Here is a 21,531-nt window from a genome sequence, read left to right on the forward strand (position 1 = left end):
GGTCCGGTACCATTGGTACCGGACCCCGACTATGTTTTACGCTCTTTTCATAATTTTCGATGACACCCATCCAATGATGCCTTCTTTAGTTCGTACTTTCAGCCATGTGCGGCCTTCGCTGTCTTCGGATTTTTCATCGAGGTAAGCGACTTCTTCTCCCCAGACAAGGTCATCTACGGCTTTTGAACTGAGAGAAGGGCCGCTGCGGACGTTGCCTCCGCTTTTATACGTTTCATTTAATGTCAGTCGGATGCCGCTCGTTGAAGCTTCTTCGGCCTCCGTTTCAAATGAAGCAGTGGTTTCAGCTGCACTGAAGCCAAGCTCTCTGTACAGTTTATCAACGGTCATATAGTAATCGAATTCTTTCCATTTCATCGAGTAGCTTTCGGTCGGACCGTTTGTAATCGCTAATGAAAATAAGATCGCTGCTAGTATCGCGATGTTGCGTGTCCACTTTTTAATACGCATAGGGTTTTTCGGTTTTTTCAATGCAAGCAGCTCAATCTTTTTGAAAATGAACATAAAAAAGGAAAAGAAACCTTCAATCCAGTCGACCCAGAACGGGTTGTAGATGTTTCCTGCAGCTCTTCTTTTTTTCTGAACATTATTGATGATCATCATAAAAGGAGACGAGATCAGTTCGACGACTTTGCTTAATATGATCGCGGCAATTTTCAATAGCTTAGGCAGCCACGAGAGGAGAAGCGGCCTAATTAAAAGAATTGAAATAAACGTCACGATGGCAATTCGTGCCCACTCAGGCAAGAAAGTGAGCGGTGCATAGAGCCAAAATAATTGATTCAGCAGATTTTCCATAGTATTAACCTTTTATCCTATTAGACTCATAAATATCATCAAGAATGTCAGAGGATGAAGCGGGTTTTCTCATTTGCGCCTGCTGTGATCCTGCTTTCAATGACGGGAACAGGATTTGAAGCTTTTCCATCTGTTCGCGCGCTTCAATCTGGTCCACGTTCGAATCTGTAGCCAAACGGTGCAGGTGAGCATTCATTTCAAGCTGCAGTGATTCTTCTTTCTGAATCTGTGCTTCTACCATTTTGACAGCTGGAGGATTTGATTCAGCTAGCATAATAGCTGTTAATAGATCGCCATGTTCAATGAAATGACGAATTCGGTTGGCATGAGCAATTAGTTGATCATAGCCGCGATCTTTACCATAATCATCTTTGTCCAAGGCCCGTTCGTGCTGGCTTTGCCTAATCATCACTCGTGGACTTCGGACAGACACCCCAACACCATCAAGAGCGGAAATGAGCGGTGAAACAGTAAAGAAATCCTCAATGAACTGGTGAAACAAGTTCGCTTCTTCGATGTGGTACCGCAGTGCGTTCGTTTCCACCCAGTGTGGCAGATAGTTTTCTACAAGCCGGCCGATCTCAAACGCTTTCTGTTCAACGAGCTGACGGGGATCATGAACATAAAGATCAACACCGAGGTCTACATTGAAATCCCGCCCTTTAGAAGCTGACTGAACTTCACGCGAATAGTGATACGTCTTGCTCTGCATGTTGATCTTGTATACAGTGCGGTACTTGCCGATACGATATTCACTCTTTGTAAGGCGTTCGCCATTTTTTATTACCATATGCTCGTTCGCCGCATTCACATAAATGAACGCTTCTGTCATAGACGAAGCAGGCGGCTTTTCTAAAAAGCTGAATTTAACTTCCTGGCCAGTATTATTAAAAAAGTTGATGTTGTTCACGTTTAATTCCTCCCAGCATATTCTTTGATTTCTTTGTAAAAAGCCATATATATTGATGCTTCTCGCTGTGACTGCATGCCACTTTTCAGCCAATTAACGGTGCGCTCCTGGATGGCTGAGTGCTGGTGGTGCCTGAGCTTATATACTAATAACGCAAATTTTTCAGGATGTTTTTCAATGTTATCTTCTATTAAATGCAGGACTAGTTTTTTTGTCATGCTCGATAATAGAGCTTCTTCAGCAAAAGAGTAGAGCATCCTGCAAACTTCCTGCGCGTTAAATGGCGTAAATGCGGAACCCCTTTGGCTCACAATCGAAAAGAAGAAGTGGACGAGTGCTTTCGTGTCAGGCGATCCCCACTTTTCTTCGTCTAGCCAGTCATTAAAGAAAGAAAAGAACGCCTCATCATATTCCCGGCTGACTGTTCCTAATTGATAGAGACTTGTAAAACTTTGCCTTACCGCATGCTCCAGTGGCTTTTGATTATTCATGTACACGTGCTTCAGCATGGAAAGACTGCGAGGATATAAATAAAATCCGAGCTCTGTTCCGAGAGCAGCAGCACCTGTCCATTGCAGACGCGTGTTATTGTTTTGCGAGGTCCAGCTGTTCAGCAGGTAGCTCACTTCTCTCAAGCGGCTGTGCTGATCGGCTAGCAGAACTAAAATTTTTACTGTGCTCAATCGAAGCGCGAAGTCTTCATGCTTAGCCCATTTCTGCAGCAGCTCCTGCCTGACGAGCAGCATGTCGCGGTTTGCGAGTTCAGCTACTGCTAATTCAGCAGATTCTTTTTCCTTGTTTTTTGTTAAAAGCATGATGTTTTCAAGCCATTGTAAAAGCTGTGGCCGGACAGACCGGAACATATCCCAGAAGGTGAGCAGGATAACTTTGCTTTCCTCAGGACGCTGCAAGCGGACCGCGTCCTCTTGGATGTAGCTTAAGTCGGTGTTTGTCATGACTGTAAATCGTTCGGCGTTTAGGAGCTGAAGCCTTTCACGATCATTCATAAGTGTCATTTTTTCAGCCGGCCAGCTTGCTTCGAGTGTCTTTTTAAGTGAGTTAACGGCTGTTATGTAAAAACGCTCTGTCGTTTCAGTCAGTACGGCTAGTGATAGATATTGAGCCACAAGGTCAAGTGAAGTTCCGTTTTCCTTAAACCAGGCAGAAACTCGTTCCTGAACCTTTGATTCAAAAACGTGCTGTACATCAGCGAACGTTTTCTCTCCGTTAAATACAGGGAGAAGGTGCTTAGTGATTTCTGCAATTTCATGCGGCAGGCGGTCTTTTATATAAGAAAGCACTTGTTCTGGAATATCTGTTGTAGAGTCTCCGTTATATTCTTGTATATGGCGTTCAAGTACAAGATATGAATCAGGAATGCTGACTTGATGTAATCCAATCCAAGGAGGTGCAGCACCGAGCGAAGTGGTGAGGACGAGATAGCTTTCAGTCTGCTCCAGCTTGCTTTTCAGTTCCTCCCAAACAGCAGGTGTCATCCGCTCGAAAAAGCCTGGATCGATGTTCTTGATAATATAGCCGGTATGATGCTTGAGCGAGTTCTTAACGAGATCAGCCAGGGTAGCAGTCGGCAAAATCTCAACCACGTGCTTGACTCCTGTTTCCTGCAGCAGGGCTAATCCTGTTGTATATTTTCCTGTACGCTGTTCGTTGTGCAGGATCAGTGCGCGTTCTTCATTCAATGCGCCTGACAGTGAGTGATATTCTGGTACAGTAATGTATGTCTTTGTAAGCTGTTCAAGCCTTTTCGGAAGCAGCTGAAAAGCAGTGAGAGAGCCGAGCAAGACCGTGTTCGTATGTGCAGTTTTCTTATGTATACGGTTCAGCCAGCCTGTGGTATGGACGCCGTCTTGACTTGCGATCCGGTAATCTTCCATCCGTTCATGAAGCTCATCAACTGCTGTCTCTAATGAAGGAAACGAGTGGAGAAAGAGCATCTGCATCGTGCTGACAATGAGTTCAAGCTGTCTGGCGAGAGGGGCATCATCGATCATCAACGGGAGGATCAGCTTGTTTTTGTTGTATGAATACTCTATTTCTTTATCGACCCATTTGGAGTCCTGTACATGCTTGGAGTGCAGCAACAGGACGATATCGACCTGATCAATGCCCTCAACGATCTCTACGTAATATTTCTCACCGATTGGGATTGCCTGGCGGTCTTGGGCATACCAGCAAAGATAGCCCTTGGATTCAAGCATTGCGGCGATCTCTCGCATTGTTTCTTCATCTTTAGTGGCATGGCTTAAAAAAATCTTTAACGGTTCTTCCACTTTATCCTTCCTTTCTGTCGGGAATGTCGCTGTATGATGTTATATGCTGAAGTTTAGGTGACTCTATGAAGCCTGTAGTACGAGCCGTACGGATCCAATACACGTCCCTGTTTTTTCTGCCTGGTGTTTCATCAGGAAAACCATTCATTCGGCACCGGACGATATGCGAGGTTCCGCCTGTGAGTTCGGGTTTCTTTTTTCCATCCCATAATGCGAGCAGGACGTGTGCATTTTGTGCCACATACGTGCCTGCTGCAAGATATGATGAGGGATCATCAGGCTGTGTTGGCAGTTCGATCGTGCAGGCTGCTTTTTCTAGCAAGCGGTAAAAGTCATTCCGTTCTTCATGGCTGAAATCCTTTTCGTAACGTTCAACCGGGAAAGGAAGAGGCACATATAGCTCTATTCCTTTTTCGAGAGCAAGCTCTGCCACGAGCTGGTCGGCGCCAGCCGCCAGTGGAGATAGAAGTTTAAGGTCAGCTCCTTTTGCATTGATCTGTTCATCGAGCCATGTGCTTACTAGCCCGCGGATTTCTTCATACACGCCCGGATGGATGTCACGGTGTCCGGTGATGCCGATCGTATAAGTCATCATTGTTCTGCTTTCTTAATAGCCGTCAGTTCAAAAACCTGTCTCACAGGATTGCGGTCGCTTTCCTGAAAATCGATGCCTCTTCGGCTGCTTACCGGCACAAGCTCATCCCATGTGACGAGGCATGCATGAAGCTTACGGCTGTTGTCTTTATGAATTTTATTCGTAACGTCTTCAAGCGGGAGCGTGTCCCAGCCGTTCATATAGTGAAAAGCGTTCCAGCGCAGATGTTCTGCACGTGCAACATTATTTAGCTTTTGCTGTGTAAGGAACTTGTCAAAATCTTCTTGAGACATTGGTTCATCGTCTTCTTGAGCACGTTCTAAGCCAAGCAGGAATAGCTTCGTATCAAGGTGATCGACCTGCGCACGGTTTGAATTCTTTTGAAAGAAGGAAAGCTTTTCCCAAGGTGTTTTTTGATAATCAAGGGTTTCTTTTGCTGCTTTATCTTCGTAAGCCTCATGAACGCTTTTCGCCAACTCATCCAAATTTTCACGTATGACAATCTCTTCAGTCAGCACGTTTTCCCATGAACCAAAGCGTTTTAGATGTGAAAATTCAGATGTGTTGTGCAGCCAGTCGGTAAAGTGGCCATCTCGCTGGATCTTTATATAAATCGGCAGATTCTTAAATTGCTGATGCAATCGGAGAGCCTGCAGGACATCTTCTTCGTCATTGTCGAGAGAGATGTAGATGTGCGTAATCTGCGGGACTGCCTCCCGGATTTGATGTATGATGTTTGCTGATTTAATATCATGCTGGATAAAATGAAGCATTGCAGCGTCATCCAATCGTGGAAATGCATCGCGCCACTCTCGCTCCAGCCGTTCTGCCTGCTGATCGATGACGGTAAGATGCAGCTTTTGCTGACGAAAAAAATGGGAACGCTGAATAGCTTCAATAGCAATTTGCTGTCCTGTGTGTCCGAATCCTATTAAAAGAAGATGAAATGGTTTTCCGTTGTAATCTCTGGCCTCAGATTCATAGTGTTCGTAGACTGGGTGTTCGTTCAACAGCTGACGCGCAACGAGACTTTGGAGTGAAACGGCATGAATCTCAAGCGCTGACACTTTAATTTTGTCATACAAATGTTGGGTAATCGTATGGTTTTGCTGGATGTATACAGGAATCTTTCTTTCCCCATGTGACTCTGTCTTTTTTACATATTCATCGATTGCTTTTACCAAGTCGAGGTTGTAGCCATCCTGATCATGGAAGGCGATGATGTATTTGCTTTTATGTATGGCAGACTTTTTAAACGCTGACTCACTCAACAGCTTCATACGGAGAATGACAGCTCCCGATTTAACGAGTTCTTCTTCATCCGGCATACGTTCGTTTTCCTCTGAAACGATGAGAACTTTTCGCTGATTTACAAGCAAGTTCTTTGCAAGTGTTGCACTCTTGTCGTTCAAACCTAAGATGACAACATGACTCCCAAACCATCTCATCTTCTGAAGCTGAAAGGAATGGCCAAATGCTTTCATGAGCAATTGCGAGATCGTGGCGGATACATAAATGACTGCACACCATCTGGCCAGTTCGATAGAAGGAGGGTAGTCAATGAACTTCGTGGCTTCCTTCGTGAACACTTGGTCTGTGTCAAAAACAAACAGCCTGACCGTAGAATACAGGGCATTCGGAAACGGATAGTCCAAATAAGGCGCTGTAAGAAATCCGTATAAGCCAGACATAATAGCGAGCGAAAACGTATAGACCTGAACCGCATGACGGTAGAGCTTAGAATGAAAAAACGCCATCACGATGGTTAAGCCTGAAATGATAAAAAATAATGGCTTATTAAAATATGAGAAATAAAAAGTAAGGACAGCAGCTGCTGCCAAAAGGATCAGGTAAATACTAGAAGCGAATCGTTCGATTTTCAATTTAGGCATGTGCGATCTGTTCTCCATGATGTAGTAGGTCAATTTCTATTAAATCCCAAGGTGTGATGATGCCGAGCGGCTTTTCAAGAGGTGAGCCGTGATTCGTAACGATAGCAGCCTCAAGCTTCTGCTTGTTTTGGAAGCATTCTTCGTATATATCCTCCAGCTCAAAAATATCCATGCTGCGGTTGACGAATACGACATTATGCTCGGACTCAAACGGCTGGATATCACGTGCTTTTTTTCCTGCGAGACTGATATTTTCATTTAAAATAGATGCCCCCATCCAGGAGGTCAGTCCGCTTTCAGTCAAAAGGAATTGAAAGGTGTTGCTCTCGTATACAGGAAACTGATTATACGAGCTTTCGTTCATAATTTGAATGACTTTTTCGATAGGCGTGTCCATCCCGATTGTAACGACAGCCGCGGTAGCGATCTGGGTTACTGACGGAGGTTTATCGAGTACGTGTGCGATGTTTTCTATCTGAAGAACAGCTTCTATGCTTGGTGTTGCGATATATGTATGTTTTCTAAGCTTCTCGTGCACGAGCGCGTTCCGCAGCTTAGCGAATTGCCTCAGATCATAATACACCCGCTGAATCGCACGGTGCTTGCGGCTCGAGTCAGAAAGCAGCTTCACAAACGCATCATTGTATTCATCAGGATTAAGGCGCTTCAATATGTGATGAATCTGGTTAAACGCCACTTCAAAACGCTCTGCTAGGTCATTAGGAGAAATATTAGTATTATTCATTAAGCCACCTCTATACAAATTATTGAGAGAAAATGGAGTTTATGAAAATATTATACTAAAAAGTATGTGGAAATTCCTGCATTGTTTAGTAGAAAAGTCATGAAGCGGAGTAATTATACTAGTTGGGGTCCGGTACCATTGGTACCGGACCCCGTTCTTTCTGTTTTTTATTTTCTATTAAACAAAATAGGTAAAATTACCGATAAAAATAGAAAATAATAGAAAGTTGGGATCTGGTTGAGTGGTACTCTTATCTTCGTCATTATTGCAGCAGGGTTCATATTAAAAAAACCGATTCAATCCTATCAAATGAAGAGAGTGTTAAAAGCGGGGAATAGCTTGCAGTCGAGAGCGGAGCAGGCTGCTGTCGCTTCTCAAATGGGATCATTAGGCAAGGGAGCACTATTGTTAGCAGGAAGCGGAGGTGCTGCATCAGCTGTTCATCATATGGATTTCACAGCTGATGATCACAGCTTTCACGATGACCAGTTTGATCAAATGAATCACATGCATGATCCGTACATCAATCCGGGAGTGGATATAGTTGTTGATGAAAGCTATCACGGCATCGACCATGGAATGGGAATTGCTAATCCAGACACGAATAATCATCATTTTTAAGAGAGAAAGAGGGGCACGAGAAAATGGGGTTTATGATAGCAGCATCTATGTTTGCTGACATAAGTAAGTTTTTGCAGGCAGCCTTAATTATTATTTTGCATTTTGGGTCCTTTTATTATTTATGGAGTGTCCATCCAAAGATATTTAAGTCACAACCCCTCGGTTGGAGAGCGGTATTGCTTTCTGCTGCTGGTTTTGGATTGGGACAAGTATATAATCGTCAGCTAGTTAAGGGAATTATTTTTGTTCTCGCACTACCTGTTATACTCTTAATCATCCGTTCTAAAGAGATGGAAACAAACTTTGTTATGGCATTGTTGCTAATCATGTTATTTGACGCAGGAATAAGCGCAAAAAGTGCACGCTTACGAGTGTTAAAATTAAACCGAAAACAAGAAGTTAAAAAGAAGATGGAAAGAATTCTGAATCACCGGTCAGAAGGTTATGGATTTGGGGTGGATACAAACCTTCTCATGCACGAACCCGACTTGATGGTAGATTTGCTTTATCATCACCAGTTTGAATTGAATGTCAGTATGCAGGTGATCTCCGAACTGGACGGGTTAAAGAAAAGTGATAACCCTGTTACCAGGAAGCAGGCTCAGCTTGCTTTTGACGTGATTGAGGAGTATCAGAAGCAGCAAAAGGTGCACTTGCTTGAGGTTCCTGATTATAAAACGTTAAAGAATTCGGGGTTGGACAGTACTCCAGATGCAAAGATTATTGGATCTTATAAAAAACGAGCAGGCGGACAGTTGAAAATGATGTTTTTGTCTAATGACAAAGGTGCGCGTATCATAGCCCGAAATGCGGGTATGTCTGTTTTTGAATAATAGATTACGAGGAGGAGACGCTCTAAGCAACTCCTCCTTTTTTTATACCGATTATTAATTTCATAGCATTTCTGACGATAATTCCTTCAGTACATATTATTAAAGGAGCGAGAAAGATGCACGATTGGATACAGGAACAGAAGGCTTCAGGACATCATAAAATGGCGCTCGTTTTGTTCCCGCTTGTTATTTTCTTAGGTTACATCCATCCGACGATTGCGGCGATTGGGCTTGGTGTGTTTTTTCTATTCACGTCATTTCGGCTATTAAAAACGATGCTGTTTTACATGATAATACTTGGGGCAATTTCATTGATTTTCCCGCCGCTGGCACCCGTTATTCTAATCGTTATGATCATTCTCTTTATCATGCGGATTGGTTATGTTATTAAAAACTGGCGTCCGTTTCTTGCAGGTTTAGCGGTGTATGGAGCCGCTGGATTTTTAATTATAAGGATGTATGAACTTTATTATGGATACGGTCCTTCAAGCACACTTGAACCGTTTATTATGGCTTGTCTCGCTTTCTTTGCTTTAAAATTTATCTTGATTTGGCTATATGATCATGGCTATTCGAGCTACGCAGCTCTTGGCATCATGGGCAGTGTTCCGCTTATCATCATTTCTTTTATTCTTCCATTTTTAAAAATGCATATAGGTGGAGATTTCTTCATGCCAGAGGCAACAGTTGCGGAAGGGCATGCAACAGCACATGGAGGCAACGCTACAGGGGATACATATGTGAAACATACGGGTGACCCGGTCTTGCAGAAGGTGCAATCACATGTAAGGACAGCACCAGATGGTGTACTTACAAATAATCTCTCGTATAAAGGACCAAGTACGGTACCTGTCCCAACTGATAAAATGGTGCATGTAGATGATTATGTAAGAACAGGAGCAGACGGCGACATTCAGCATGTCAAAGCTCATGTTAGAACGATGCCAGATGGAGATCTCACAAATAACCTTTCATATGACGGGCCAGATAAAAAAACTCCTGAGGTAAAGGATCTTGTACATGTAGATGGATATGTAAGGACAGCACCAGGTGGGATATTGGAAAACAACTTGTCTTATACGGAGAATGAAGTGCAAGCTGCATATAAGGAAGCTTCAGCTGGCCAGCTTGATGCACTGCCGGAGGAACATAAGGAAAAAGTGAAAAACGTGTCAAAGGAATTAGTGACCGGACAAGCATTTATTGACCGGACTGTACGTTCCCTAAAAAGAAATGGGGAAAGCTAAAACCAGGTTTTTGGGGGTACGGTACCATTGGTACCGTACCCCCAAAACCTGGTTTAATTATTTCGCCACCACATCATGCCCGCGAACCACAGGCCCCGTACGACAGACTTCTCAGCTTGTTAAGGATGTGCTTTTCACTCGCAGGTGTTTGGATGAGAACCGATTATGACGTTTGCACCGCTGTTAATCATCGCTTTTGCATAATAATTAAACGAATATTTCTGAGCCCTTTCAATATGTATGTCTGTAGGACTAACTTCTTAGGAGGGCTCATGAATAATAAAAATTGGCTGCAAATGATTGCGGGAGTATTTATGGTTTGGAGTTTTTTTTCAAATTGGATCTATGCAGGCGGGTTTACATATTTTCCGCCAAGTGAGATTATGACGCGCTATAGCGACTCATTGTTTTATAAACTGTTTCTGGTGCTTCCAATTTTAGGTCTCGCGAATATGTATTATGGATATTTAAAACAGTACAATCACAAGGTGAGCATGGCGAGTATCGCTGTCTCTGTTCTTCTTATGCTCAATATAATCAGTCTTGATGGAAAATACCATGATTACTCCGTTCATACGGGTTTTTACATGGCGATGCTTGCAGTCGCTGCTCTTGTTGCCTCGATTGTTGTTCAGAAAAAAGAATTGCAAGCCCAGCAAAAAGAACAATAAACCGTTAACTGCTGAACACGTTATGTTCAGCAGTTTTTTGTGGCATGGCGTTCGTTTTAAAGAAATAAAGGAATGACAAATAGAACGTCTGAATAAGATGAATTTGTATTTAATATAAAAGGAGTTGGTATGGTGAAGGTTAAAAAGCTATTGTTTACAGGGCTGGTTACAGGCTTGCTGCTCGTTCCAACTGCAGCGTTAGCGTCAGAAGATGTACAATATTCAACAGGTTCTTCAGTGGGCTCGGGATTACAGCAAGAACAGCCAGCGGCGGTAACTTCAAAGGCATTACAAGCGGCAAACCTTCAAGCCTCAGGAAACATAGTGCCTATTACAGCCCCAACACCTGAGTATACGGCTAACACAACAAAATTTGATCTATCATCATTATGGCTGTACTCTAAATATCCATCTATTGCAGATGATAAATTAACCGTTACCTTCAGTAGTCAAATGCAAAAACTGAATGTGACAAACGGCTGGTGGGCTGACTGGGGACCGGATGTGGAATCAAGAAATCCTGATGTTCTTTTTTCCGATTATACCGATCAAATGACATGGACGCTTTCAAAACCAGCCACTTCCTTTGGTTTTGAAATGGCGACGAATTCATACGGAACGCATACGTATACGGTCGATTATTATTCGGGTGAAGAGCTCGTTGGTTCCTTGACACAAACGATCACATCAGGCTGGCCGGCTAATTTGAAGGTTTTTGGTGCAAAAGCATCAGAAGGCACATTTGATCGAGTCACGATCCGTAATCACACAAATGGCGGTGGATTCGCCGTAGCGCAAATTCGCTACAGCTTAGATAATACAGCTCCAGAAACGTACGCAACGTTAAAGATGGTCAAGAATAATTTCCATGTAAACCTTGCTGCGACGGACGACATTACGGGTGTGGCGAATACTGAATATCGAGTGGACGGCGGCGATTGGAAGGCATATACTGGGCAGTTTACTGTTGGTACAAAGCAGAAGCTGGAGTATAGAAGTGTTGATAATGCGGGCAATGTGGAAGATGCGCATTATGTTGGAACGGACAGTGAAGGATTCCGTGTGGAAAATGTTTATGTGAAGACTTCAGACGGCCGGCTGCTTGGACCTATCACACAGACATTGAATTCTCAGCAATTCCTTGATCTGTTCTTGCTTGGCAAATGGAGAGTGCTCGAATAAAGACTAATGAGAGATTAAAAGAAAGGCGGACCGTTTTCGGTGCGTCTTTCTTTTGTATTTTTGATGGGATTTAGGGGGTACGGTACCATCGGTACCGTACCCCAGATTATGAAAAGATAGTATAAGAGTAGGTTGTTAATGGAAGGAATTGCATGGAGAATAGGGATGATACTTTTTATTGAAGGGGTTTGGATGGTATGGATTTGTTAACAAACATTGAATTATGGGCAGCGGTTACCGGGCTCGCGTGCGTGTTCTTGGCAGCGCGGGAGAACATCTGGAGCTATCCGATCGGTATTATTAACGTCATTCTGTTCATGGTTATGTTTTATCAGGTGCAGCTTTTTCCTGATGTAACACTGCAGATTATTTTTCTTGTTCTCAGCATTTACGGATGGTATGTGTGGCTGACAGGACCTAAGAATGTGAAGGATGTACGTAAGACACGCGGCATGACAGTGAAAGAAATAGTGGTAACGATTCTTGTTCTGGCGTTGGTAACGCCTGTCACAGGCTGGCTGTATCATGAATATTCAGCAGCTGTGTTCGGCAGCGATGCGGCGCTTCCGTTTGTGGACTCTTTTATTCTAGTAGCCAGCATCCTGGCACAGTGGTTTTTATCTAAAAAGGTAATTCAGACATGGTTTCTGTGGATCGCGGTTGACCTAGTCGCGGTGCCGCTGTATTTTTCTCGCGGACTCACGATTACAGCAGTTCTGTATATCTTTTTCCTTGCTAATGCGGTTTATGGATATTTGGCTTGGCGTAAGGTAATGAAAGAAGAAAGTGCTGGCAGGACGGAAGCAGCTTAGAATGGGGAGCAGGATATGATTCGAGGATTTGTACTTGGGAAATTTATGCCGCTTCATAACGGGCATAAGCATATGCTGGATGTTGCAAGTGCGAATTGTGACATGCTGACGATTTTGGTGTGTTCGATCGCGTCTGAACCGATACCGGGCGCTCTTCGGTATGCCTGGATGAAGCACGAATATCCGCATGCACGTGTGATCTGGTGTGATGAGGAGCTGCCGCAGGAGCCGCAGGATGAGAATGATCATGAGTTCTGGCGTATATGGCGCGGTGTGGTAAAAAAATATCATCCTGAGCGTATTCACCGAGTGTTCGGTTCAGAGGATTATGTCGTGAGGCTTGCGGAAGAAGCGGGCGGTGCGGAGCCATGGATCGTGGATAAGGCGCGTGAGACGGTGCCAGTATCAGGAACGGCAGTGCGCAGCAAGCCGTTTGAAAATTGGAGCTATATTCCGGATGTTGTGAAGCCTTATTTTACGAAACGGGTGTTGATTACGGGTCCGGAATCGTGCGGGAAAACGACGATGGCGAGAGAGTTGGCGCGGGTTTTCGAGACGAACTGGACGCCTGAGTATGCACGTGAGTATATCGAGGACGAGATGGACAACGACATGGAGAACCTGAATGCTCATCATATGAACGTGTTTTGCGAACGGCATTATAATCAGGAAGATTACGCGTGGCGAAACGCGAATAAAGTGACGTTCAGTGACACGTCTGCGGTGGAGACTCACATTTATGCAGGGACGATGCTCAGTGAGGAAGAAGCAACGAAGGTGAACGCTCATGAGTATCTGGATGCTTCACGATATGATCTGGTACTGCTGCTAAAGCCGGATATTCCTTGGGAAGAAGAAGCTCAGCGGACATACCGTGACAGGCGTGATGAGATGTATGAGCTGTTTAAGAACACGCTGGATGAGTTTCGATATTCATATGTAGAGGTAGGCGGAGTGGGGGAAGAGCGAGTGGAGAGATGTGCTGCGCTTGTGAGGGAGCGTTGCAGGAAAATAAATAGCGGATAGAGCTTTGGGGTCCGGTACCTTTGTACCGGACCCCAAAGCTCTATTTTGAAATCAAGAAACTATTAACCTATTTACATTTTAAATACAAAATGAGAGAATATTTAGAAATGTAACCGCTTAAATCGGTATTTTAATTCTAGTAAACGTTTATTCTTTTTATCGGATTACGTAAACGTTTACATTGAATGTGAGCATCATTGAACAGTTTTGATGACTAGCCTACTGCGTGTTGAGTAAACGTTTACCTAAAACAATAAGGGGAGGATTTTACAAATGAACAAGAAAATGAAGGTGTTTTCTGGAGCAATTCTAGCTTCGCTTACGGCGGCTTCTTTGGCAGCCTGCAGCGGCGGGGACAGTGGAAAGACTGAGCTTGAGTTCTTTTCGACGAAGGGTGAGAACAACAAAACGTATCAGAAGCTGATCAGCGAGTTTGAAAAGAAAAACCCTAAGATTGATGTGAAGCTTGTTCAGCCGCCGGATGCTGGTACGGTAATGAAGACGCGTCTTACAAAAAATGATATTCCCGATGTTATGGCGATTGGGGGAGATTCTTTGTATGGTGAGTTGGCGCGCGCCGGTGTACTAAAAGACGTGAAAGGCTCTGATCTCATCAAGGACGTTCAGCCTTCTTACCTAGATATGACAGCTAAGCTTGTGGGAGTAGAGAAGAACGGTGTTTATGGCGTTCCTTATGCAGCTAACGCGAATGCGGTCATTTATAACAAAGACAAGTTTAAAGAGCTTGGCGTCGAGGTGCCGAAAACATGGGATGAGTTTATTGCGATTGCAGAAGAAGCTAAGGCACATGGCGAAACAGGGTTTTATTTCACGTTAAAGGATGCCTGGACAGGCATGGTGTCGTGGAACTCTTTAGGAGCAGCGCTTCAGGGTGAGGATTTTGCGGAAAAACGTTCTAAAGGCAAGGCATCCTTCACTAAGAACTATGATGAAGCAGCAGATAAGTTCCAAACCCTTTTAAAATATGGTCATAAAGATAACTTCGGCAAAACATATAACGATGGAAATACTGCGTTTGCGCAAGGTAAAAGCGTCATGTACCTGCAAGGGGTATGGGCGATTCCAGAAATCGTGAAAGCGAATCCTGATATCAACTTAGGAATCTTCCCGATGCCGGTCACGAACAATCCTGAGGAAAACAAACTGGTCTCTGGTGTGGATGTAATGTTAGCGATTGATGAAGAAAGCGACCATCAAAAGGAAGCGGAAAAGTTCATCCAATTCCTGCTTGAAAAAGAAAACGTGCAAACATATGTCGACGAGCAGTCTGCTTTCTCTGCGATAAAAGATGTGTACCAGGAGGATCCGAAGCTTGAAGGAATTAAAGAGAACTTTGAAAAAGGTACAATCACAAGCTTTCCAGATCACTATTATCCGCAAGGGATGAATGCGGCGAACATCCTTCAGGAATTCCTGATTGGAAAAAAGACGAATAAAGAAGAGTTCCTGAAAAAGATGGACAAAGAGTGGGATAAGGTTGAGGAGCGGAAGTAAGTAATGATTGGGCATCTCGTGATGCCCAATTTTCATGAAGGAGGGGTAAGATGAAGAAACGGGGTTCAGCGTACATTTTAATGACGGTTCCTGCACTGCTGCTGTTCTTTGCTTTTCACACGTTTCCGACCTTGCAGGGGATATTCTATAGCTTCACCAACTGGAAAGGCTACGGTGATTTTGATTTTGTCGGGTTGAAAAATTATATCAACGTTTTTAAGGATGACCGGGTGGTAGATTCCTATCTGTTCACCTTCAAGTTTGCGATTATTTCGACGCTGCTTGTGAATTTGTTCAGTATGCTGATCGCGCTTGGTTTGAACGCCAACATTCGGTTTAAAAACACGCTGCGTGCGGTGTATTTCCTGCCGAACATTCTGAGTGGTTTGATTGTCGCGTTCATTTTTAACTATATTTTCGCGAATTTTTTGCCTGAGATGGCGGAGAAGTTCGGTATCAACAGCCTTGCCACCAACATTCTCGGAAATCCAGATCTCGCTTGGGTCGGTATTGTTATCGTAGCCGTTTGGCAGGCGGTTGCTTTCAATACAATCCTTTATCTGGCTGGACTTCAGACCATTCCAAGCGAGCTGTATGAGGCGTCGAGCCTGGATGGAGCAGGGAAATGGAAGACGTTCTGGCATGTGACTTTCCCGCTGATCGCCCCATTCTTTACGATCAATATGGTGCTCGCGATGAAAGGCTTCCTCATGGTGTTCGACCAGATTGTGGCCATGACTGGCGGCGGACCGGGACAGTCGACTGAATCGATTTCGTTCCTCATTTATAAAGGCGGCTTTGAGGGCGGAGAGTTTGCCTATCAATCTGCCAATGCGGTGGTTTATTTCGTAATTATTGTAGCCATTTCTGTTGTTCAAATCCGTTTCTTGCAGCGACGGGAGGTTGATTTGTAATGAAAAAGAAAACGAACTGGCTGCTTACACTTCTTCTTATTGCAGGTTCCGTACTCGTGCTTTTTCCGTTGTATATGGCGGTCATGATCGCGGTAAAGGATCCGCAACAACTGGCGGAATCGCTGCTCGCTCTGCCTGATAAATGGCATTTTGAAAACTTTACAAACGCTATGGAAATGACGAATTTTTGGAATGCCTTCTCTAACAGTGCTGTCATTACAGTGTTTACCGTGATTTTCACACTGCTGACAAACTCACTCGTTGCGTATGCCATCGCTCGAAACATGCACAAAAAGTTTTATAAATTCCTGTATTACTATTTTGTCAGCGCGATGTTTATCCCGTTTCCGATTATCATGCTTCCGATTGTGAAGGAGATGACCGCTCTTGGGCTGACGAACTTGTACGGGCTAATCTTTCTGTACATTGTTTACGGGCTTTCGTTTAACATCTTCGTCTATGTCGGCTACATCCGTTCTATCCCAAAGGAACTAGAAGAGGCTGCGATCATGGACGGAGCAAGCACGTGGGGCGTGTTCTGGAAAGTGATCTTCCCGCTGCTTATGCCGATTAACGCGACAGTTGGTATTTTGACCGTGCTGTGGGCATGGAATGACTTTATGCTTCCGCTCATCATTCTATCTGACCAAGACATAGCCACCCTGCCGCTTGTACAGTATGTATTCCAAGGGCAGTTCTCGACAGACTATAACTTGGCGTTCGCCTCCTATCTCATGGCGCTGACACCGATTGTCATCGTGTATCTCTTCGCACAGAAGTGGGTGATTTCAGGCGTGACGAAAGGGGCAATAAAATAAAAAATATGATGGGGTACGGTACCATTGGTACCGTACCCCACCATATTTTCATGCTATTTCTTTTCCAGCGTCACATCATGCTCCTTAGCGAGTTTTTTTAATGCTTGTTGATAAGCTCTGATCTTCTCACGGCCTTCATTCAGCTTTTGGTTCGCTTCATCCATCTTTTCAAAGCTTTGCTCTTCAAGTGCGGTTACCGCCAGCATCATACCGCTGTGCTGAAGCTGGACGGCCTCGATATAATCTTCATGAAGTTTTTGCAGCTCCTCCGTTTCAAGCTCCACTTTTTCAAGTTCCGTTATAAACTCGCTGTATTTTGGGATTACTTCTTCCGTCAAGGTAACGTACATGGTTTGATCGTCTGTGTAGTTAGCTCCAGTAACGCTTTCATAAAGAGCGAGTACTTCTGCTTCCTGGTCACCAAGCGGAGGCATCGTATCGTTCACATACGCCAGTATATCTTCCGCCACAGGATCCTCGCTGCAGCCAGCAGCAAAAATCATCATAACCGCAGTAATCATGGCAAAAATAACCCTCTTCATACATCTCCTCCCTTTCTTTTTATGTATATTCCGGCGGTGCCTGTCACCTGCCACAGTGTTTAAAAAGTTCACATCAAGGAAAACCTCATTAAAGCATGTTAGGATAACAGAGAAATAAGTTATTAAAGGAGGAGATCAATTGCGATTACAGGACAAAAAGGTGTTAAGCCTTGTGCATCATGATTTTGAAGACTTGGAGCTGTGGTATCCGATACTTCGTTTAAGAGAAGAAGGAGCAAAGGTCGATCTTGTTGGTGAGAAGGCTGGCGAGACGTACATCGGAAAATATGGAGTGCCGGCTGAGAGCGATTTTGCATTTGGCGATGTAAAAGCTGAGGATTATGACGCCATTCTCGTGCCAGGTGGCTGGGCGCCGGACAAGCTGCGCCGTTTTCCGGAGGTACTTGAGATGGTCCGACACATGGAAGAAAAGCGAAAGCCGATCGGCCAGATCTGTCATGCCGGCTGGGTGCTGATTTCGGCAAAAGTACTGGAAGGGAAGAAGGTCACGAGCACGCCAGGAATCCGGGATGACATGGAGAATGCAGGATGCGAGTGGCTGGACGAGCCGGTTGTCGTCGACGGCCATCTCATCTCAAGCCGCCGTCCGCCTGATCTCCCAGACTACATGAGAGAGTTCGTTGAGGTGCTGGCAGGGAAGTAATGGGGGTACGGTACCCCATATAGACAAAAAGCAGCAAAAGTCCATCTCCGGTGGACTTTCGCTGCTTTTTACAATTTTTTTAGTGTTTATTTTAGTGCACAATTTTTATTACTATTAGATTTTATCCAATGAGTGGTATGCTTTTTGTAAGACTTTATAAAGGAGTGTTTGCCATGCCGATGCCGTTGACATTGCAAGGGACGATTGTGACAAACGGAAAAGAAAAGCGCTTAGCGGGTAATCTGTTTGAACTGGAGTTAGAAGGCTATCATCTGTTTCAGCTCGATGCTCCAGTAAATGTGAGAAAGAGCGAAAAAAGCGGTGAAGCAGGGACTGCGATCGTGCGCGAATTGACTTTCAAGAACAGTAAAACCACATTGGTATATGACCTGGAGAGCCTGCACGGGGTGAACTAAAAAAGGTTACAAGGATGGGGGTACGGTACCTTTGGTACCGTACCCCCATCCTTGTTTTTCACCGTCAGCATAACCTTCAAGTGTGCGAGTACCGTACCCCCAAAGATAACTCAGCACATTTCCTGAACTATGTAGTCTATTTATTTGTTTTTAATTTTCAGATAAAGATGTATAATATGATTCAGATACATATATAGGGGGCCAATTATATGAAAACGTTCAAGGAAAAGCTTGATCAGTATGCTGAACTGGTTGTTAAGGTAGGCTTGAATGTACAGAAAGGACAGCGTTTGCAGATCAATTCTTCGATCGAGTCGGCTGAGTTTACACGCCTTGTTGTAAAGCATGCGTACGAAGCCGGGGCAAAGCAAGTGTTTATTGACTGGAACGACAGTGAGTCGAACCGCTATCATTATACAGGAGCTTCTGAAGAAGTGCTTCAAAATGACCTGCAGCAGTGGGACATCGACAAATATCATAGCCTGGCTGAAAATCATGACTGTTTATTGATGGTAACAGGAAATGACCCGGATGCTTATAAAGGGGTTCCGCCTGAGCGCATGATGATGGTTCAGAAAAACCGCGGTGAAAAGCTTCAGAAGTTTTCCGAGGCACAGCTGCGCGGGGATATTCACTGGGCGATCGCTGGCTCTGTTACTCCAGGCTGGGCGAAATCTGTTTTTCCTGACAAAAATGAAGAAGAAGCGGTCGAGGCACTTTGGGAAGCTGTTTTTAAAACGGTTCGCATGGACGAAGAGAACCCAGTGGCAGCCTGGGAAGAGCATGTTGGCACGCTGACTGATAAAATGAACTATTTGAACGAGCAGAAATTTAAAACACTTCACTATAAATCTGCAACTGCAGACTTAAGTATTGATCTTCATCCGGATCACATCTGGGTTGGCGGAGGACATCACTCTACTTTCGGCACATATTACATACCGAACCTGCCGACAGAAGAAGTATTCACAACTCCGCTTAAAACGGGCGTGAACGGTACGGTCTCGAGCACGAAGCCATTGTCTGTGATGGGTAACATGATCGAAAACTTTACCCTGACGTTTAAAGACGGAAAAGTAGTGGACTATAAAGCGGAAAAAGGCGAAGACACACTGAAGCAGCTGCTTAGCATCGACGAAGGCATGCTCTATCTTGGAGAAGTGGCACTCGTTCCGCATGACTCGCCAATCTCTAATTCTGGTATCGTGTTCAACAACACGCTGTATGATGAGAACGCATCTTGCCACCTCGCAGTCGGCACGGCGATTACGATGACAGTAGATGGCGGAGGAGCTATGAGCAAGGAAGAGCTTGAGGCGAAGGATGTTAACCAAAGCCGCGGGCATACGGACTTCATGATCGGATCAGCTGATCTTCAGATCGAAGCTGAATACAGTGACGGCCGCCGCATCCAGCTGTTCAAAGACGGCAACTGGGCGGTATAACAGTTTTAAATAATTGGGGGTACGGTACCCCGAAAAGACAAAACGCCATAAATGTCCATACGGCATGGACATTTATGGCGTTTTTATGTGGAAAAACATTTTGGGGTACGGTACTCCGGAAAATTCATTTTCGAAAAAACGGGAAATGGTGCGGCTTTTCTATACTGAAAATTGTGGCGGTACCGTACCCCCATCAGTCTAACCCCCATCCCCCCAACCCACCTAGCAATTAAATCCATGTTATAAGAACAATAAACTTTTCTGATATAGAATGTTACAATGAACGAAAAATCAGGAGGTTAAGCGATTGCATGAAAAAACGTTACTTTAATCTTATTAAACTACTTTTAGTGTTGTCCCTAGCTTCAGGAAGTATGTTATTCTCAAAAACTAACCAGGCGCAAGCGTCTGAGCCGCCGAGCACAAAAACTTTTTACAAGTTTTCTAAACTCTCGTATGTGAACGCGCGAAAAGAGAAATCCAGCATCGTGAATCAGCTTCCGAGCGGGTGGAAGTTTGTTGAACAAATCGATGACGTTTACAATCCTTATCATGCGGCGTTCAGACCGAACGGTGCTATTTCTTCAGGTCTTTCGCTGTCTGTTTTTGTGAACAATGATAAAGATCAAGTGGTTATTGCTTACCGTGGAACAAGCGGCGGGTGGGTAGATTGGCATAATAATCTGAGAGCGGCGACGGGCGACGAGAACGTTCAAGTGAAAAACGCTCATTTATACTTAAATTACTTTTACAAAAACAATGAAAAATATAGAGAATATGATTGGTTTTTCACCGGGCACTCGCTTGGTGGATGGCTTTCTCAAAAGCTATTTTTAGATGCGGAAAACAATACGGTTTATAATACGAGCAGCAACAAATATAAATATTATGGAAAGATTAAAAAGAAATCCATATCGAAAGCCGTAACATTCAATCCGATCCCGATGTCCATAAAGCACACTCCGTCAGCAGACTGGGAAGACATGGACAGTGAATCGGATGTGACGAACCATGTAATCCAAAATGAAGTGCTAAATGAATTTATTGTTGTGAAACCAAACGAATTTAAGTATCTTGGCAAAGTAAAATACTATGACAGGAACATCAAGAATCTATATCAGCTTGGCTACAGTAAGAGCCAGCTGCGTGAAATGTCCGATAATCAGCTGATGAAATTTCTATACGATAACAAATCGGGCTTCGGCAAAATGTTTCAAGGACATTCTCTTAAAAGCTTCTAAAATAGTAAAATCCCGAAAGACAGCTAAACAAGCTGTTTTCGGGATTTTTTTAATGAGGGGCGAATACTGATATACAGATTTATTTGCGAATCATGAACTTTTATTTGCAGATTTAACGGGTTTATTTGTAGATATCAATTTTTATTTGCAAAACGTATTTTCTATAAAAATATTAATTGCATATGAACCTGTTTATCAATTTTACACCCGTTTTATTTGCAAGAAACTCCATTTATTTGCACCTCCTGTGACACACTCATCACCTCAGTACACACCACAATAAACTAAAACTTTAGCCTGTATGTTTATTCTTGCCAGCATTTAGGGTATGTACT

The 21,531-nt window shown here is 44.0% G+C and carries 21 protein-coding genes; 14 read left to right on the forward strand and 7 right to left on the reverse strand.

Translation table 11 applies throughout. The features are described 5' to 3' along the window. Positions 1-36: 36 nt before the first annotated feature. The 6 genes from CGZ90_RS13620 to CGZ90_RS13645 are packed head-to-tail and all read right to left on the reverse strand — an operon-like array spanning position 37 to position 7,249. On the reverse strand, positions 37-816 hold the full coding sequence (locus tag CGZ90_RS13620) for an SH3 domain-containing protein (RefSeq protein ID WP_094253045.1): 780 nt from the start codon (positions 814-816) through the stop codon (positions 37-39). Between the two features lie 4 nt (positions 817-820). Continuing rightward, entirely contained in the window at positions 821-1,726 is a 906-nt protein-coding gene (locus CGZ90_RS13625; RefSeq protein ID WP_094253046.1) for a hypothetical protein, read from the reverse strand. Positions 1,727-1,728: 2 nt separating this feature from the next. Continuing rightward, positions 1,729-4,017, reverse strand: a complete 2,289-nt coding sequence (locus CGZ90_RS13630) for a toll/interleukin-1 receptor domain-containing protein (protein ID WP_094253047.1) — start codon at positions 4,015-4,017, stop codon at positions 1,729-1,731. 1 nt (position 4,018) lies between these two features. After that, the gene (locus CGZ90_RS13635) at positions 4,019-4,612 is read right to left on the reverse strand and encodes a hypothetical protein (protein ID WP_133063593.1); all 594 of its coding nucleotides are present in this window, start codon (positions 4,610-4,612) and stop codon (positions 4,019-4,021) included. Further along, positions 4,609-6,504 carry a toprim domain-containing protein gene (locus CGZ90_RS13640; protein ID WP_094253049.1) on the reverse strand — a complete coding sequence of 632 codons (1,896 nt, stop codon included), beginning with the start codon at positions 6,502-6,504 and terminating at the stop codon, positions 4,609-4,611. The genes CGZ90_RS13635 and CGZ90_RS13640 overlap by 4 nt, the downstream gene beginning before the upstream one ends. Then, positions 6,497-7,249 (reverse strand): CBS domain-containing protein, encoded by a 753-nt coding sequence (locus CGZ90_RS13645; protein WP_094253050.1) that lies wholly within the window; start codon positions 7,247-7,249, stop codon positions 6,497-6,499. The genes CGZ90_RS13640 and CGZ90_RS13645 overlap by 8 nt, the downstream gene beginning before the upstream one ends. A 237-nt stretch (positions 7,250-7,486) precedes the next feature. Between CGZ90_RS13645 and CGZ90_RS13650 the strand changes: the two genes are divergently transcribed. From CGZ90_RS13650 to CGZ90_RS13695, 10 genes are all read left to right on the forward strand, one after another. Then, on the forward strand, positions 7,487-7,870 hold the full coding sequence (locus CGZ90_RS13650; RefSeq protein ID WP_205727400.1) for a hypothetical protein: 384 nt from the start codon (positions 7,487-7,489) through the stop codon (positions 7,868-7,870). Positions 7,871-7,893: 23 nt separating this feature from the next. After that, positions 7,894-8,703, forward strand: coding sequence for a PIN domain-containing protein (locus CGZ90_RS13655; protein WP_094253052.1), 810 nt, complete (start codon positions 7,894-7,896; stop codon positions 8,701-8,703). Between the two features lie 116 nt (positions 8,704-8,819). Beyond that, on the forward strand, positions 8,820-9,950 hold the full coding sequence (locus CGZ90_RS13660; RefSeq protein ID WP_094253053.1) for a hypothetical protein: 1,131 nt from the start codon (positions 8,820-8,822) through the stop codon (positions 9,948-9,950). A gap of 272 nt (positions 9,951-10,222) precedes the next feature. Further along, on the forward strand, positions 10,223-10,621 hold the full coding sequence (locus tag CGZ90_RS13665) for a hypothetical protein (protein ID WP_094253054.1): 399 nt from the start codon (positions 10,223-10,225) through the stop codon (positions 10,619-10,621). Between the two features lie 129 nt (positions 10,622-10,750). Continuing rightward, positions 10,751-11,803, forward strand: a complete 1,053-nt coding sequence (locus CGZ90_RS13670) for an OmpL47-type beta-barrel domain-containing protein (RefSeq protein WP_094253055.1) — start codon at positions 10,751-10,753, stop codon at positions 11,801-11,803. Positions 11,804-12,000: 197 nt separating this feature from the next. Beyond that, positions 12,001-12,615, forward strand: a complete 615-nt coding sequence (pnuC, locus tag CGZ90_RS13675) for a nicotinamide riboside transporter PnuC (protein ID WP_094253056.1) — start codon at positions 12,001-12,003, stop codon at positions 12,613-12,615. Between the two features lie 15 nt (positions 12,616-12,630). Further along, positions 12,631-13,641: an AAA family ATPase gene (locus CGZ90_RS13680; protein ID WP_094253057.1), complete on the forward strand. Its 1,011-nt coding sequence runs from the start codon at positions 12,631-12,633 to the stop codon at positions 13,639-13,641. 273 nt (positions 13,642-13,914) lie between these two features. Then, positions 13,915-15,156, forward strand: a complete 1,242-nt coding sequence (locus tag CGZ90_RS13685; protein WP_094253058.1) for an ABC transporter substrate-binding protein — start codon at positions 13,915-13,917, stop codon at positions 15,154-15,156. A 50-nt stretch (positions 15,157-15,206) separates the two neighbouring features. After that, a complete protein-coding gene (locus CGZ90_RS13690; protein WP_094253059.1) occupies positions 15,207-16,070 on the forward strand; it encodes a carbohydrate ABC transporter permease in 864 nt (287 codons plus the stop codon). After that, on the forward strand, positions 16,070-16,888 hold the full coding sequence (locus tag CGZ90_RS13695) for a carbohydrate ABC transporter permease (RefSeq protein WP_094253060.1): 819 nt from the start codon (positions 16,070-16,072) through the stop codon (positions 16,886-16,888). The genes CGZ90_RS13690 and CGZ90_RS13695 overlap by 1 nt, the downstream gene beginning before the upstream one ends. 53 nt (positions 16,889-16,941) lie before the next feature. Here the strand turns inward: CGZ90_RS13695 and CGZ90_RS13700 are convergent, their stop codons facing one another. Continuing rightward, a complete protein-coding gene (locus tag CGZ90_RS13700) occupies positions 16,942-17,430 on the reverse strand; it encodes a hypothetical protein (protein WP_094253061.1) in 489 nt (162 codons plus the stop codon). Between the two features lie 139 nt (positions 17,431-17,569). Between CGZ90_RS13700 and CGZ90_RS13705 the strand changes: the two genes are divergently transcribed. The 4 genes from CGZ90_RS13705 (at position 17,570) to CGZ90_RS13720 (ending at position 21,196) form a co-directional block, all read left to right on the forward strand. Further along, positions 17,570-18,094, forward strand: coding sequence for a type 1 glutamine amidotransferase domain-containing protein (locus CGZ90_RS13705; protein WP_094253062.1), 525 nt, complete (start codon positions 17,570-17,572; stop codon positions 18,092-18,094). Between the two features lie 173 nt (positions 18,095-18,267). Continuing rightward, entirely contained in the window at positions 18,268-18,510 is a 243-nt protein-coding gene (locus CGZ90_RS13710) for a DUF2584 family protein (RefSeq protein ID WP_094253063.1), read from the forward strand. A gap of 209 nt (positions 18,511-18,719) precedes the next feature. Next, positions 18,720-19,955 carry an aminopeptidase gene (locus CGZ90_RS13715; protein WP_094253064.1) on the forward strand — a complete coding sequence of 412 codons (1,236 nt, stop codon included), beginning with the start codon at positions 18,720-18,722 and terminating at the stop codon, positions 19,953-19,955. Between the two features lie 311 nt (positions 19,956-20,266). After that, the gene (locus CGZ90_RS13720; protein ID WP_094253065.1) at positions 20,267-21,196 is read left to right on the forward strand and encodes a Tle-like phospholipase domain-containing protein; all 930 of its coding nucleotides are present in this window, start codon (positions 20,267-20,269) and stop codon (positions 21,194-21,196) included. Positions 21,197-21,531: the final 335 nt, after the last annotated feature.

This window comes from Fictibacillus aquaticus, assembly GCF_002245695.1.
In the GTDB taxonomy this organism is placed as follows: Bacteria; Bacillota; Bacilli; order Bacillales; family Fictibacillaceae; genus Fictibacillus; species Fictibacillus aquaticus.

What these genes read in the sequence shown, in the direction of transcription:
- CGZ90_RS13620 (WP_094253045.1), bottom strand. Translation starts at nt 816, where the DNA reads ATGGAAAATCTGCTGAATCAATTATTTTGGCTCTATGCACCGCTCACT.
- CGZ90_RS13635 (WP_133063593.1), bottom strand. Translation starts at nt 4,612, where the DNA reads ATGATGACTTATACGATCGGCATCACCGGACACCGTGACATCCATCCG.
- CGZ90_RS13640 (WP_094253049.1), bottom strand. Translation starts at nt 6,504, where the DNA reads ATGCCTAAATTGAAAATCGAACGATTCGCTTCTAGTATTTACCTGATC.
- CGZ90_RS13645 (WP_094253050.1), bottom strand. Translation starts at nt 7,249, where the DNA reads ATGAATAATACTAATATTTCTCCTAATGACCTAGCAGAGCGTTTTGAA.
- CGZ90_RS13655 (WP_094253052.1), top strand. Translation starts at nt 7,894, where the DNA reads ATGGGGTTTATGATAGCAGCATCTATGTTTGCTGACATAAGTAAGTTT.
- CGZ90_RS13660 (WP_094253053.1), top strand. Translation starts at nt 8,820, where the DNA reads ATGCACGATTGGATACAGGAACAGAAGGCTTCAGGACATCATAAAATG.
- CGZ90_RS13665 (WP_094253054.1), top strand. Translation starts at nt 10,223, where the DNA reads ATGAATAATAAAAATTGGCTGCAAATGATTGCGGGAGTATTTATGGTT.
- CGZ90_RS13670 (WP_094253055.1), top strand. Translation starts at nt 10,751, where the DNA reads ATGGTGAAGGTTAAAAAGCTATTGTTTACAGGGCTGGTTACAGGCTTG.
- pnuC (WP_094253056.1), top strand. Translation starts at nt 12,001, where the DNA reads ATGGATTTGTTAACAAACATTGAATTATGGGCAGCGGTTACCGGGCTC.
- CGZ90_RS13680 (WP_094253057.1), top strand. Translation starts at nt 12,631, where the DNA reads ATGATTCGAGGATTTGTACTTGGGAAATTTATGCCGCTTCATAACGGG.
- CGZ90_RS13685 (WP_094253058.1), top strand. Translation starts at nt 13,915, where the DNA reads ATGAACAAGAAAATGAAGGTGTTTTCTGGAGCAATTCTAGCTTCGCTT.
- CGZ90_RS13690 (WP_094253059.1), top strand. Translation starts at nt 15,207, where the DNA reads ATGAAGAAACGGGGTTCAGCGTACATTTTAATGACGGTTCCTGCACTG.
- CGZ90_RS13695 (WP_094253060.1), top strand. Translation starts at nt 16,070, where the DNA reads ATGAAAAAGAAAACGAACTGGCTGCTTACACTTCTTCTTATTGCAGGT.
- CGZ90_RS13700 (WP_094253061.1), bottom strand. Translation starts at nt 17,430, where the DNA reads ATGAAGAGGGTTATTTTTGCCATGATTACTGCGGTTATGATGATTTTT.
- CGZ90_RS13710 (WP_094253063.1), top strand. Translation starts at nt 18,268, where the DNA reads ATGCCGATGCCGTTGACATTGCAAGGGACGATTGTGACAAACGGAAAA.
- CGZ90_RS13715 (WP_094253064.1), top strand. Translation starts at nt 18,720, where the DNA reads ATGAAAACGTTCAAGGAAAAGCTTGATCAGTATGCTGAACTGGTTGTT.
- CGZ90_RS13720 (WP_094253065.1), top strand. Translation starts at nt 20,267, where the DNA reads ATGAAAAAACGTTACTTTAATCTTATTAAACTACTTTTAGTGTTGTCC.